The 12,959-nt window shown below is 46.5% G+C and carries 15 protein-coding genes; 9 read left to right on the top strand and 6 right to left on the bottom strand.

All coding sequences use genetic code 11. The features are described 5' to 3' along the window. Positions 1-3: 3 nt before the first annotated feature. Positions 4-1,137 (bottom strand): terpene synthase family protein, encoded by a 1,134-nt coding sequence (locus HGH90_RS29290; protein ID WP_168764567.1) that lies wholly within the window; start codon positions 1,135-1,137, stop codon positions 4-6. Positions 1,138-1,383: 246 nt separating this feature from the next. On the opposite strand from HGH90_RS29290, the gene HGH90_RS29295 reads away from it, so the two are divergent. The 5 genes from HGH90_RS29295 to HGH90_RS29315 all read left to right on the top strand — a co-directional run bounded on the left by HGH90_RS29295 (position 1,384) and on the right by HGH90_RS29315 (position 5,558). Next, entirely contained in the window at positions 1,384-1,959 is a 576-nt protein-coding gene (locus tag HGH90_RS29295; RefSeq protein ID WP_168764568.1) for a histidine phosphatase family protein, read from the top strand. A 17-nt stretch (positions 1,960-1,976) separates the two neighbouring features. Further along, positions 1,977-2,696, top strand: a complete 720-nt coding sequence (locus tag HGH90_RS29300) for a response regulator transcription factor (RefSeq protein ID WP_168764569.1) — start codon at positions 1,977-1,979, stop codon at positions 2,694-2,696. After that, the gene (locus HGH90_RS29305; RefSeq protein WP_168764570.1) at positions 2,680-4,038 is read left to right on the top strand and encodes a sensor histidine kinase; all 1,359 of its coding nucleotides are present in this window, start codon (positions 2,680-2,682) and stop codon (positions 4,036-4,038) included. The genes HGH90_RS29300 and HGH90_RS29305 overlap by 17 nt, the downstream gene beginning before the upstream one ends. Positions 4,039-4,147: 109 nt before the next feature. Beyond that, on the top strand, positions 4,148-4,633 hold the full coding sequence (locus tag HGH90_RS29310; RefSeq protein ID WP_168764571.1) for a hypothetical protein: 486 nt from the start codon (positions 4,148-4,150) through the stop codon (positions 4,631-4,633). A 10-nt stretch (positions 4,634-4,643) separates the two neighbouring features. Then, complete coding sequence (locus tag HGH90_RS29315) at positions 4,644-5,558, top strand: bestrophin family protein (protein ID WP_168764572.1); 915 nt, start codon at positions 4,644-4,646, stop codon at positions 5,556-5,558. 89 nt (positions 5,559-5,647) lie between these two features. On the opposite strand, the gene HGH90_RS29320 is transcribed toward HGH90_RS29315, so the two are convergent. Beyond that, on the bottom strand, positions 5,648-6,388 hold the full coding sequence (locus HGH90_RS29320) for a hypothetical protein (protein ID WP_168764573.1): 741 nt from the start codon (positions 6,386-6,388) through the stop codon (positions 5,648-5,650). Between the two features lie 89 nt (positions 6,389-6,477). Here HGH90_RS29320 and HGH90_RS29325 point away from each other — a divergent pair, with 89 nt between their 5' ends. Next, positions 6,478-7,155 (top strand): TIGR02117 family protein, encoded by a 678-nt coding sequence (locus tag HGH90_RS29325; protein ID WP_317166187.1) that lies wholly within the window; start codon positions 6,478-6,480, stop codon positions 7,153-7,155. A 64-nt stretch (positions 7,156-7,219) separates the two neighbouring features. Here HGH90_RS29325 and HGH90_RS29330 read toward each other — a convergent pair whose 3' ends face one another. Continuing rightward, positions 7,220-7,621 (bottom strand): hypothetical protein, encoded by a 402-nt coding sequence (locus HGH90_RS29330; protein WP_169192571.1) that lies wholly within the window; start codon positions 7,619-7,621, stop codon positions 7,220-7,222. Positions 7,622-8,027: 406 nt separating this feature from the next. On the opposite strand from HGH90_RS29330, the gene HGH90_RS29335 reads away from it, so the two are divergent. From HGH90_RS29335 to HGH90_RS29345, 3 genes are all read left to right on the top strand, one after another. Next, a complete protein-coding gene (locus tag HGH90_RS29335; protein WP_168764575.1) occupies positions 8,028-8,726 on the top strand; it encodes a dihydrofolate reductase family protein in 699 nt (232 codons plus the stop codon). A gap of 13 nt (positions 8,727-8,739) precedes the next feature. Continuing rightward, positions 8,740-9,321, top strand: a complete 582-nt coding sequence (locus HGH90_RS29340) for a Crp/Fnr family transcriptional regulator (protein ID WP_169192572.1) — start codon at positions 8,740-8,742, stop codon at positions 9,319-9,321. 80 nt (positions 9,322-9,401) lie between these two features. Continuing rightward, positions 9,402-9,785 (top strand): VOC family protein, encoded by a 384-nt coding sequence (locus HGH90_RS29345; RefSeq protein ID WP_169192573.1) that lies wholly within the window; start codon positions 9,402-9,404, stop codon positions 9,783-9,785. A gap of 76 nt (positions 9,786-9,861) precedes the next feature. On the opposite strand, the gene HGH90_RS29350 is transcribed toward HGH90_RS29345, so the two are convergent. The 3 genes from HGH90_RS29350 to HGH90_RS29360 are packed head-to-tail and all read right to left on the bottom strand — an operon-like array spanning position 9,862 to position 12,955. Beyond that, on the bottom strand, positions 9,862-10,791 hold the full coding sequence (locus HGH90_RS29350) for a DUF5007 domain-containing protein (protein ID WP_168764578.1): 930 nt from the start codon (positions 10,789-10,791) through the stop codon (positions 9,862-9,864). Between the two features lie 17 nt (positions 10,792-10,808). After that, a complete protein-coding gene (locus tag HGH90_RS29355) occupies positions 10,809-11,480 on the bottom strand; it encodes a fasciclin domain-containing protein (protein WP_168764579.1) in 672 nt (223 codons plus the stop codon). 8 nt (positions 11,481-11,488) lie between these two features. After that, positions 11,489-12,955, bottom strand: a complete 1,467-nt coding sequence (locus HGH90_RS29360; protein WP_169192574.1) for a RagB/SusD family nutrient uptake outer membrane protein — start codon at positions 12,953-12,955, stop codon at positions 11,489-11,491. Positions 12,956-12,959: the final 4 nt, after the last annotated feature.

A 12,959-nucleotide genomic window follows, 5' to 3' on the forward strand; every position in this document is an offset into this window, starting at 1 on the left:
TAATTAGACAGCAGCCGCAGTAATGGGAGCCAATTGCGTTTCTTTCCACATGGAATTGACTCTCTTATACCGTTTTGTATAAACTTGCCACATCCAGCTTGCCTGAACGCATCTTTCAAGCCCTCCGATATGAGCATCCAGCTTATCAACCATTTCAGAGTCTGCAGGCAACCGTTGATAACTCCGCGCCCGCACCCTGTTAACCAGTACTGTAAATTCCAATAATAGTTGCTGTACAATTCCGGCCGATTTTAAAATGACCTCTTTTAGAGTGAGTGTAGTGTCATTTAGCGCCATGATCATCAACAAATTTGAATCAGAGCTGTTGTCAATCACTTCTTTTTCGAAAGAGAAGAGATCATTCATCAAGCAGCCAATGGCGGCGGTAACGTATTGCAAACGCTGCATATCTGACGAAATATTCACATTTTCCATCCACCCCCAATCCAGGAATTGCCCATCGCTGTACTCAATCAACTGAATCGTATGATGCATTCCGGAAATATGCCCCCTCATATCAATATACTCATCAACGCTGGGGATGCGCCCCATTGTATTGGTGTTACAGTCTAAATGCGTAACATCAATATGATAATTGTACATCTTGCGGAATGCCTCAAACCAACTTACCGGCGATGTATTACAGATATCTGACATCATTTCTGCATTAGCTTTTTCGACATCAGCAACATCCGGCTGGCAAATAAATGGGCTATCTAACCTTGCCATATGCTCCCTTATCACATTACACTTCTCTTGTTCTGCCGGGCTGAGATGTGTAAAAACTTCTCTTCCCATGGTATCATTCAGGTAGAAATCAACCGTACAATTCTTGAGAATGTTGATCATACGATACAAGTTAGCCGTTGGAAAAAGATATATGGCGCAGGTTACATAATGCTCTGCGTTTTCCAGCCAGATATCGTATTTTTCGCAAAACTCCTGGGCTGCCCGTTTTAATTGACGTGAATAAGGGTGCGGTCTGAATGATTGGCAAAATTCATCCAACCGGAATTCATCATGATTAAATAGTTGAAATAACGAAAAACATACTTCTCCATTTGCCATCATTGCAACATATTCCTTTTGCATTTTTTGCATTCTGGCATGGGCCAGCATCTGAACATTGTGTTTCATAATTGTTTGTTTTGAGTAAAAAGAAAAGATGAAAAACCAATTTCTAAGTAAGGTCCTGATTTAAGAGAGGGGTGTGTCTTGCAGGTTCAGCTAAGGGATGAAAAGGTATACCGGGAAATAGTTTGAACAAATATATTATACTTTTAATATACAAAAAATCACTGGATTATAATTACTACTGTAATTTTACTATTAACCCCGCCATGATTTACCTATATTTGTCCCCCGGAATTCAAAACTGCCCATATGACCCAAATTGCGATTATTCGCCATGGAACTACTTCCTGGAACAAAGCCGGTAGATTACAAGGACATTCAGATATCCCCCTGGATGAAGAAGGTATTATGCAGGCTCTCAAACTTGGGCAGTGGCTCACCCGTGAATCATGGGATCTGGTGTATTCGAGTCATTTGATCAGGGCCAGGCAAACCGCTGCGATCATAGCCCAGGAATTACAAATCAACGCTGTTATTGAAGACAGCAGAATCGGGGAAGCCGGGGGAGGCCTCATCGAAGGCACCACCGAAGCCGAACGGCTGGCCAAATGGGGCGAAAACTGGAAACAAATGGACCTCGGCATGGAAACCAATGCCTCCGTACTCCAGCGGGGCAATGCCTTCATCCAGGACCTGCTCGCCGAAAACTCGGGCAAAAGGATACTCCTCATTACCCACGGCAGCTTTATCCGCCAGATGCTGGATGCCCTCCTGCCGGAAATGCATCCTACCCCGCCCATGAAAAATACTTCCCTCACCAAGCTGCAGTTTACCGATCCCAACTGGCGCTGCGACCTCTTTAATTGCGTGCGCCATCTCGAATAGCCTTATCTTTACCCGTCATGAAGCTATTACTGATAGAAGATGAACCTGCTGTAGTATCCGTTATTACCCGCGGCCTCGCTGAAGCCGGCTACGAAGTCAGCGTAGCTCCCGACGGCAACAGCGGCCTCCAAATGGCGCTCAATAACCCATCCTTCCGGCTCATTATACTCGATGTAATGCTGCCTGGCCTCAATGGCATCGAGGTATGCCGCTCCCTGCGAAAAGCGCAGCTGGAAGTGCCTATACTCATGCTTACCGCCCTCGGCACCACCGAAAATATTGTGATGGGACTCGATAGCGGCGCCGACGACTACCTCGTAAAACCATTCAAATTACAGGAGCTCGAAGCCCGCATCCGCAGCCTGCTCAGAAGGAAAGCCAATAATACCGATATTCCCGTTGTTCCAACGTCGCCGGCTATACTTAGTTTGGCCGACCTCGAGCTGGATACAGATACCAAAACAGCCAACCGGCAGGGAAAAACCATTGCCCTGACCGCTACAGAATACCGGCTGCTGGAATACCTGCTGAAAAATCCCCGGAAAGTGCTCTCCCGCCTGGAAATACTGGAACAGGTATGGGGCATCGAATTTAATATGAATACCAAAGTGGTAGACGTATATATCAACTATCTCCGGAAAAAAATTAATAAGCATAACCCGGCAGAACTCATTCATACCGTAGTGGGACTCGGATACATGATCAGGGAAAATAAGGCCGATGAAAATACGTACTAAGATATTACTGCTGTTTGCCGGTTTAACCGTTTCCACCATCCTCATGATGAGTATACTGGTGTATTATTTCGCTAACCAACACTCCTTCGAGGACTTCTACAAACGACTGGAAATACGCGCCTATCTCAGTGCCAAAGCCACCCTTCCCTATTACGAATCCGATTCTGCCATCTATAATGAAATCCGGGATGAACACCTGGAAAAACTCCCTTCCGAAAAGGAATACTTCCTCCCCCTGGCCGCCGACAGCTCCATTCATAACAATGAACAGCTGGCGCTCCCCGCCGACTTCTACTCCCAGGTAATCAGGGAAAAAAAAGCCACCTACCGGGAAGGCGACCTCTTCTATGAAGGCGTGCTCTATAAAAGCAAACAGGGCCTCTACATCGTGATTGTTTCTGCTATCAACAAATACAATGCGGAATACCTGGGCTGGCTTCGCAGGATTTTAATCATCAGCTCCGTGGCCTCGAGCCTGATATTAATAGGCGCCGGCATTTTCTTCTCCCGCTATATACTCCAGCCGATCCGGCATATGATGGGGCAAGTAAAAAGTATCAGCTCCCGCAATCTCCACCTGCGGCTCAACGTAGAAAATAGCGGCGATGAAATCAATGACCTGGCCAATACCTTCAATAATATGCTCGACCGCCTGGAAACGGCCTTCGAAACCCAAAATAACTTTGTGAGCAACGCTTCCCACGAACTGAGCACCCCGCTTACTGCCATCATCGGGGAAGCCGAACTGGCCCTCAATAAAGAACGTACCTCCGAAAAATATATCTATTCGCTCCAAAACATTCTGAGCGAGGCAGGGCGACTGGAGCATATCACCAAAAGCCTCCTGCACCTGGCCCAGACCGGCTTCGACGGCAAAAAGCAGGAATGGAGCCAGCTCCGCAGCGATGAATTGCTGTTTACCGTAAAACATACCATCGATAAACTCCATCCCGGCAATAAGGTGGAGATCGACTACAGCCTTTTCCCCGAAGAAGAAGATAAACTGCTGATTCCCGGCAATGAACAACTGCTGGAACTAGCCCTCAGCAATATCGTCATGAATGCCGTGAAATATTCTAATAACCAGCCAGTATCCATCGCGCTGGCAGCCACCGAAAAGAAAAATATCATCATCGTAAAAGACCTGGGCATCGGTATCCCTGCGGAAGACCTCCCCTATATCTTCTCTCCCTTCTTCCGGGCCTCCAATACGTCCCATTTTAAAGGGTATGGTATTGGTCTGCCACTGGCCATGAATATCATCCGTATGCATAAGGGCGACATCATCGTAAATAGCCAGATAAACCACGGAACCGAGATCAGGGTGGAGCTTCCACTGTAGACTTTGCTTTCTTACCGAATTCTTACCACATTCTTACAACCTTTTAACCCCGCTCTTACTGGTTCCTTATATGCGCCCAATAATTTTGTGATCATAAAAGCTACCAGATATGAAAAATATTCTAATTCCAACAGACTTCTCCATACGATCTCTCAGTTATGTGCACAGCATTGTGGCACAACACCCCTACGAACAGGTAAATATCATATTGATGCATGCTTTACAGATGCCCGACTCGCTGTTCGACCTGGTTACCTACACCCGCAACAGCAGGCACGTAGAGCTGATTTCGGCCGACTTCCAGGATGGTTGTGAAATTATCCGTAATAAATATTCTTCCGCTATTCACCAGCTGAAAATTGAATTCTTTCACGGCAGCACCCGCGCAGCATTGCGCAACTTCCTGCTGGCACAAAACATCGACCTGATCATCCAACCTGTAGATCATGAATATACGCCGCCTTCCAAAAGGAGCTATGATCCGGAAAAACTGATCAGCAAATGCAACTACCCGAAAATGAAGATTCAATTGCAGAAACAACGGTTTGTGGCCAACATGTCCACCATATCAGCACTTTTGCTGGCAACAGAATAAAAGCAAGGTTATGTTACTCAAGAAAAATATCCCCCTTAAATATGTATTCGGCAAAATCAGGTTCGAAATCATGCTGGTAGCGGTTTATTCGCTCACCATCAACATCCTCTATTACCGGTATGATGTCACCAACCTGGTGATCCCCATTGCAGTACCCATGGTATTGGGTACGGTACTTTCCCTCCTGCTGGCTTTCCGGTCTAACCAGGCCTACGACCGCTGGTGGGAAGCCAGAAGCATATGGGGCGCCATTGTAAATGATTCGCGCTCACTCACAAGGCAGGTACTCAGTTTGATGGATGCAACGTATCAGTCGGAAGACCTGACCCTGTTCCAGGAGCGCTTTGTAAAGCGACAGGCAGCCTGGTGCTATAGCCTCGGACAATCGTTACGCAAGACAGATCCGCTGAAAGGTTTAGACAGACTTTTAACAAGAAGGGAACTTAACTACCTGATGAAATATGATAATGTGCCGGCTGCCTTGTTGCTCTTACATGGAAAGGACCTCAAATATGCCCTGGAACAAGGCTGGATTAACCAGTATCAGCAAATAGCGCTGGATGAAACCTTGTCGCGGCTATGCGATGCCATGGGAAAATGTGAACGTATTAAAAATACGGTGTTCCCGGCTACCTACAGCCTGTACACTCACTTTACGCTCATCTTCTTTATACTGTTATTGCCCTTTGCATTGATAGATGTGCTTGGATTTATGGAGATACCACTGGTAGTAGCCATTGCCTCTTCTTTCCTGCTGATAGAAAAGATGGCCATCAACCTGCAGGATCCGTTTGAGAACAAACCTACCGATACACCGGTGACCACCATTTCCCGGAATATCGAAAAGGACCTCCGGCAAATGCTGCATGAGCAATACCATGCGCCGGAAGAACCAGAAGAAAAGCCAGCCTACTACGTGCTGTAAAGATACTTTGTGTTTAAGGTGTTCTTCCCAAAGAACCGTATTTATAGCGTAGAAATAACGCCCCCTGCTTCAGCGGGGGGCTCTCCTTTTTACAGGCCGCTCAATTCTTTTTTAGAAAGCGCTACCCACTTGCGTAAAGTTCGCCTCACATATTTGGGATGCAGGTCTATTTCCGCTTTGGTATGCTCAAACTGCGCGCGGGCTTCAGCGATTCGCTGCTGTTTCTTCAGCATCAATCCATAATAATACATCGCCTCCAGGGAGTGATGTACCTGGATAATCTTCTGGTAGGCCGCTTCTGCCAAATCCGGCTGCCCGGTGTATTCTAGCGCCTGGGCATACATCAGCTCATCTTCCACTTTGCTCATTCTTACTCCCTTGCTGGCATTTACCCGGTCGAAGTTCTGGATACTACCGGCATAATATCCACCCAGGAACTGGTAGCGCGCCAGCTGCAATAATATCCCCGGGTCTTTTGTAAAAGTATGCGCGCATTCCTGGGTCAGCGAAATGGCTTTTTCGTATTGCTGCCGCTGCGCATAGGCGTCGGCCAGCTGCAACTTGTTGGTAACGGTATCAGATATACGCACCTTACGCTCCCACTCTTTGATGCGTCCATCGGGCCAGATGCTGCGCATCAGCTTTTCGCCTACATCGCCGCTACTCAGCTCCGGCAGGATCTCGCGGATAAAATAAACAGCTACGCCAATCAGGGGAACAAATATGATAAAAAACAACCATTCTCTTCTGCCATTTTTCAGCGCATGTACGGCACAGATAATTTGTAATATAATAACAAGATAATAATAGTCACTCCAAAAAGGGAACATGTGTAAAGCTGTAACCAGGGTTAATAAAACTGATTTGTCTGCAAAATAAATAAAATTACTAATTTGTCGATTTCATAAAACGTCTTGAAGTGAAGAAAGTACTGAAGTGCATCGCCTACACCCTGTTAACCTTTTTTAGCCTGATCGGTATATACCTGCTATCAGCGTATACCCTTTCCCGTATGAGCACCACCAAAGAACTGGTAAATGACGCAGACATTCCCATTTATATCCTTACCAATGGTGTGCACACTGACCTGGTGGTGCCTGTTCGCACCGTACAGATCGACTGGAGCACCCGTATTCCCTATCATAACACCATTGCCAACGATAGCAGTGCACAGCTCCTGGCCTTCGGTTGGGGCGATAAAGGATTTTACCTGGAAACGCCCACCTGGGCTGATCTAAAGGTCAGTACTGCCTTCAAAGCCGCTTTCAACTTAAGTACCGCCGCCATCCATGCCACCTACTATCACCGCCTCCAGGAAAATGAAAGTTGTTGCAGGATCATGATCAGCGCCTCTCAATACGCCCGGTTAATACTATATATCAACGACAGCTTTAAAACCGGCGCCGATGGCCTGCCTGTGAAGATAAACACCACCGCCAATTATGATAATAACGATGCTTTTTATGAAGCCAAAGGCAGTTATAACCTTTTTCATACCTGTAATACCTGGGCTAACAGTGGCCTGAAAAGCTGCGGGCAAAAAGCCTGCCGCTGGACGATTTTTGATACGGGGATATTTTATCAATACAGGCAATAAGCTACAAAAAAGCCTCCCGGCATCACACCAGGAGGCTAAAATATTCACGGATAAAGGGAAACAATTACATGGCCGGAGCACCGGAACCATCCACAGTGACCGCTTCCGCTACACCATTGTTCAACGTGCGCACACAATAACGGTCTACCCCATTGGCGCCCTGAAGTGGTGTAATATCGTATAATGCAGATCCATACTTAGATTCAAAGGTGTTTACTACCTCCTTCGGAACATATGCTTCCGTTACAGGCAATGCTGCCTGTGGCATCATATTTCCGGATTGCGCTGGTGAGATAATTTCTATATGATTCTTCTCTTCCTTACGCATTCTCCTCTCTTCCCTTCTTTCTTCTTTCTTCATATGGTGACGATGCCCCATTGTGTTCCCACTAACAGTTGCCGGTATCATACCAACGGCCACCAAACCCATACCTGCTACCAATACATAATTCATCATCTTTTTCATAGTCTATGGTTTTAGATGAAAGAATCTGTTTCCAATGCAAAGTTCCGCAATTAGGTATTATGCCGCGCATTTTTAGCAGGGTGAAGAGTAGATGCGGGTTGCGACTCAGCAGCTGCGACAGGCTCCTGTTAGTCGCTGCAGCCGATAGCAGATAGAGCGGCTGTGGGCAATTTTAACAATGTATAAATATAGGATAGGAATTATATGTGAGACTTTTCTTTCTAAATTATTTTATTTTATCAGAATGAGATAAGCTGATAATAAAATCTTGTTTATATAATATCATTAAAATCCTACTTAGTCTAAACGGCCCATTTTTTCTACCTTAGCCGGGAAAAGTCCGGTATCCTTTGCATTTTTAAAAGGATATCTATCAACGGGCCGCATTACCCTTAACTTCCCAACAATGAACAAACCATATATCATCTGCCACATGGTGGCATCCATCAACGGAAAAATACTTACCGAAAATTGGGAACATCCACAAAAAGTAAAGCAGTATTCTGCTCTCTATAATAAAATTCACGAAGACTATCACACACAGGGATGGATACTTGGCCGGGTATCGCTGGAAAAAGACTTTTATGAAGGCGCTAAAGCAGAACTCATCCAACCCACCAATACCATGAGCCGCGCTCCTTTCATAGGCGACAAAACAGCCAAAAGCTTTGCGGTAACCGTCGACACCAAAGGGAAGCTAGCCTGGGATACCAACGAAATTGGTGGCGATCATATCATTGCTGTTCTTACCGAAGATGTCAGCGATGATTACCTCTACTACCTGCAACGTAAAAAAATATCCTACGTCTTTGCCGGGAAAAAAGAAGTAGACATCAAAAAAGCCTTACATCATCTTACCACCCTGTTTCCCATCAAACAACTGATGCTCGAAGGCGGCAGCATCCTCAACGGCACCTTCCTCAATGAAGGGCTTATCGATGAATTCAGCGTACTCATTGTACCCATTGCCGATGGCACGCCCAATACCCCCACTGTATTTGAAATTACCAACCAGGCAGGTAAAGGAAAAGCAGCCCTACTGAAACTGGCAGGTGTGGAGAAGTTAGCCGGAGATGTGGTGTGGCTGAGATATGTATCGAAATAGAAAATGTTGCCAGATGACCGACACCTCTTTCTTCCAAACCATCTATCATCATCCCCTTCTCAAGGACAACGATTATAAAGCTATCGCCGAAGCGCATACGAAAATTGACCTCACGCCCGGCATGCTGTTGCTGGAAGCTGGCAAAACTGCCCGGGAATTTTATGCCATTGAACAGGGATTATGCCGGTCATTCCTGTATGATTATAATGGTAATGAAATAACTACTGAATATTACTGTCCAGGTGATATACTGATAGAATCTTTCTCCCTTTTTCAACGCATCCCTTCCAACGAAAACTTCCAGGCCATCCCGGCCGTCACTGCGTGGAAGATAGCTTATGATGATTTCCAGCAGCTGCTGCAAACGGTAGAAGGATTCCGGGAATGGGGAAGAAACTGGGCCACCCACCAGCTATTCGTTTTGAAACAGCGCTCTATCCAGGCTTTCACGGTCAGCGCCACCGACCGGTATCTGCAGCTGATTGCTACAAGGCCAACCATCGTCGCCCTCTCTCCTTTAAAATACATTGCCTCTTACCTCGGCATCACCGACAGCTCGCTGAGCCGGATCCGGAAAGAAATCGCCGCAGGCTAGCATTTCTTGCCATAGGACAAGTCCACTTTTGCCGGCCTCTTTTAATTTTGAATCATTGATTCAACTTTAAAACAGGCAATATGAAAAATGCAGTGAATTGGTTTGAGATCTATACGTCCGATTTTAAGAGAGCTAAAAAGTTCTATACAGACGTATTTAAATGTACACTTACAGATCTCCCGGTCAACAACGACAGGCATAGCCAGATGGAATACGCCGTTTTTGCCGGCAACGAACAGGCTCCCAATGCCTGCGGCGCACTGGTAAAACTCGATGTAGCGCCGCCCGGAATTGGCGGTACCCTTGTATATTTCGATACCGTAGATATAGAGGATACCTTAAGCCGCGTGGAAGGCGCCGGCGGTAAAGTGGTCCGTCCCAAACAAAATATCGGCGAATACGGATTCATCGCGTTGATAGAAGATTCGGAGGGAAATATGATCGGGTTACGGTCAGGGAAATGATGCGGTAGTAGTAAATAAAAAAGGGGGAACACGTAGAAACGTGTATCCCCTGATTGCTCACTGTTTACCGACAACCCTAATTATATTTCAACTTGATAGTAACTTTCCAGATACCTTCTTTGAGTATCGCCATATCGAACCAATAGTTAAAATATTGTCCGTTTACTTCCCCATTGTTATACATATCAATCCTCAATACCTGCCCCGCTACAAAAGGCAGCGGGTACCCGGCTATTTCCAGTTCCAGGTGATCGGGAAACTCCGTGTATTTGGTAGGGTTGTTTAAACCGAGACTATGCCAGTCTTTCAGATCTGTTACGCCAGGTGTAGAGGAATAATCATATCCGAGGAGTAACTTCGGATCCACCGGCGAGCCGTCTTTCTTCAATACGTATACCAGTATTTTATTACCGGTAGGCTGCTGCCGGTCGAAGGTAACATCGATGCCGGTGAGATTTCCATCCACCCCTGCAAACCGGTAGTAGTATGGTAACGCATAGCTCACATCAATGGTCAGCGCCTTTTTTACCACTATTTCCCCACCACTGTTCTTCACCCTCACATCGATGATATATTTTCCTTTGACCAGCTGCGTGGTATCTGATGCTTCAGGATATATAACGATGTTACCATTTTCGGGATTGATATCAATCGCCGGGCGGTTTACCTTTGTGCGTTTCTGATTGAGTTCCTCTACTGTTTTTTCCTTTCCGGTATACTCCGCCTGCCAGAAGTAGGTATCTACCTTATAGGCCATCACCTTGTCCGCTAATTTTCCGTCTTCATAGTAGATGCCGTCTATACTGAACGTCAACGGTTTTGTGGATTCATCGGTTACCATAGCGCCGGATTGAATGAGGGAGGCGCCCACGGCTACTTTTATGGATGGGTTGGTGTACTTGAGCGCCGGGCTCAGGAAACCATCGGTGCTGTCTTTTTTGCAGGATGCAGCAAATACCGCGATCAGCAGCCACCATTTGTTTTTTATGTTCATGAATGCTTTCATAATAAAGATCATTAAGATTACCGGTTATACCTTTGTTTCAGTCCTGAAGCGAAGCTGGCGCCATTGGTCAATACATGCACGGTGGCATTGGCTGTTATCAGGTTATGCGTTTGAATAGACCCGGTGAACCTGGTTGAATCTACACCTGGTATTTTCACGTGTACATACTCCAGGTAATAAGCGGAAGTTTGTATAGAGCTGGTGGCGCCTGTACCGCCTCCCTTTCCGTTGATATAAACGCTATCGCCATTGGCAGCCTGGTAAAACTTCGACTTATCATTCACCGCCTGTTCCAGCGAAATCCTTCCATCTGTAATGATGAAGCGTTTCAGCAGGTTCAACAGGGTATCTTTCCCAATGCCTTCCAGGGGTTTGAGCGTTTGGCGGTCATCCGGGTTATAGTTCATCTGCAACCGCGCTACCGCTGTGTTGGGCGCTGCAAAGAAAGTAATACCGGGTTTATTGACCAGGTCTTTGGCATTAGTGAGGTCGATGATTTTTACCAGCGAGTCGAACATGTGATTAGATCTGCTGGCCAGGAAATCGTATAACAGCATTTTCTTTTCCGCCTCAGATTGTGCTGATAAGCCGCCATCTATATAATAATCATTCTTTCTGCAGGCTGTGAACAGGAGCGCTGATACCGCTACCAGGAGCGCAGCCTTCTTCCATGAAATATTTTTCTTCATACAACTAGTTATTTCCAGAATTCATTCTGAGTGATAGCAAAATTACTTTTGGCAATAATGGTTTGGTTGATCGGCAGCAACCATGCACCCTTCTGGTACCAGTCGCCGGCTGTGATCTTCGAATCTTTATCCAGTTTCCGGTTGCGCACCAGGTCGAAGAAGTATTGTCCTTCTCCTATCAGTTCCTTCTTACGTTCCAACAGGATGGTATCCTGTATATTACCACCACCTGTATAAGGTGTGGCAAATGCACGCTGTCTCACCTTATTTAGCAATACGGCCGCTTCTCCGGGTCTTCCCACTGCAGTGCTGGCCAGTGCCTCGGCGCGCAGCAGCATGATATCCGCCAGGCGGGTAATGATGATATTAGACTCATTGATATTCTGGGAAGAAGTATCACCTTTGAGTTGCAGGGTTCTGTATTTGCCAAAGAAAATGCGGTCTTCGTTTACCCCTTGCAGGTAGGTTTCACGGATAAACCAGGTAAACAACCGTGCGTCTACTGCACTGGGAGGGAACATCACATTGAGCTGCTGCCGGGTAGGGCACAGCAGGTACCTGTCGGACCCGCCACCACCGTCGGAAACATCTTTATACCAGGGCCGGCCCAGCGTTCTGTTATATACACGGTTCTTTTGTACTTCTCTTAAGTTGGCGTCGAAATTCAGTTCAAAGATGCCTTCCCTTGATTTTCCCACGAAGATGCTGATCAGGTTCATGGTATCTGTTACCAGGCTGTAGGGACCTTTGGTGATAACGCTGTCGCATAATTTTTCGCATCCGGCGTAGTCCTGCATCCATCCAAGCAGATGTGCTTTGATAGCCCAGGCAGCGCCCCTGGTGGCTCTTACCGCCCTGTCGCCATCGCCGTAATCCAGCTCCAGGTTGGCAATAGCCACGTCGAGGTCGGACCTGATCTGTGCAAATACCTCAGCCTGTGGGGCTCTCGACAGGTTATCGATATCCACGCTCTTCAGGTTCAAGGGTACATCTCCCCAAAATCTTACCAGGTAAAAGTAGGCAAGCGCCCTGATAAAGCTGGCTTCTCCTATGTGCCTGCGTTTAAGCAGCTCATCATATCCTTTTATGTTGGGAATTCTTTCCAGTACGAGGTTACATTGCGCTATTACGGTGTAAAACTGGTTCCAGTTACCACCATCGTTATTCAGCAGTGCGGCGGCACTATTGGTAGCGATGGGCGTTTCTATGCGCACATTGGAACTCTGGGAATAGCTGGAAAATAAGTCGGCTCGCACATCTCCCATGAGGAAAACTTTATCCGGCACTACTGCCCGGAGAAAAGAATAGGCAGCAGCTACACTTTTTTCTACGTCTGCCGGCATGGTGATCGCGTTGTCGGCAGTTGGCATTTCTATAATTTCCGGATCCAATATTTTCTTACAGGAAAACAATACTACGCAGGATAACAAGATCGTGCATATCAGGCTGTTTCTCCGATTGATTAATCTCTTCATATGC

Source organism: Chitinophaga sp. Ak27 (assembly GCF_012726295.1).
GTDB lineage: Bacteria > Bacteroidota > Bacteroidia > Chitinophagales > Chitinophagaceae > Chitinophaga.

Coding starts and splice junctions, on each gene's coding strand:
- HGH90_RS29305 (WP_168764570.1), top strand. CDS start 2,680: ATGAAAATACGTACTAAGATATTACTGCTGTTTGCCGGTTTAACCGTT.
- HGH90_RS29345 (WP_169192573.1), top strand. CDS start 9,402: ATGAAAAATGCAGTGAATTGGTTTGAGATCTATACGTCCGATTTTAAG.
- HGH90_RS29290 (WP_168764567.1), bottom strand. CDS start 1,137: ATGAAACACAATGTTCAGATGCTGGCCCATGCCAGAATGCAAAAAATG.
- HGH90_RS29300 (WP_168764569.1), top strand. CDS start 1,977: ATGAAGCTATTACTGATAGAAGATGAACCTGCTGTAGTATCCGTTATT.
- HGH90_RS29335 (WP_168764575.1), top strand. CDS start 8,028: ATGAACAAACCATATATCATCTGCCACATGGTGGCATCCATCAACGGA.
- HGH90_RS29295 (WP_168764568.1), top strand. CDS start 1,384: ATGACCCAAATTGCGATTATTCGCCATGGAACTACTTCCTGGAACAAA.
- HGH90_RS29350 (WP_168764578.1), bottom strand. CDS start 10,791: ATGAAAGCATTCATGAACATAAAAAACAAATGGTGGCTGCTGATCGCG.
- HGH90_RS29320 (WP_168764573.1), bottom strand. CDS start 6,388: ATGTTCCCTTTTTGGAGTGACTATTATTATCTTGTTATTATATTACAA.
- HGH90_RS29310 (WP_168764571.1), top strand. CDS start 4,148: ATGAAAAATATTCTAATTCCAACAGACTTCTCCATACGATCTCTCAGT.
- HGH90_RS29355 (WP_168764579.1), bottom strand. CDS start 11,480: ATGAAGAAAAATATTTCATGGAAGAAGGCTGCGCTCCTGGTAGCGGTA.
- HGH90_RS29330 (WP_169192571.1), bottom strand. CDS start 7,621: ATGAAAAAGATGATGAATTATGTATTGGTAGCAGGTATGGGTTTGGTG.
- HGH90_RS29340 (WP_169192572.1), top strand. CDS start 8,740: ATGACCGACACCTCTTTCTTCCAAACCATCTATCATCATCCCCTTCTC.
- HGH90_RS29315 (WP_168764572.1), top strand. CDS start 4,644: ATGTTACTCAAGAAAAATATCCCCCTTAAATATGTATTCGGCAAAATC.
- HGH90_RS29360 (WP_169192574.1), bottom strand. CDS start 12,955: ATGAAGAGATTAATCAATCGGAGAAACAGCCTGATATGCACGATCTTG.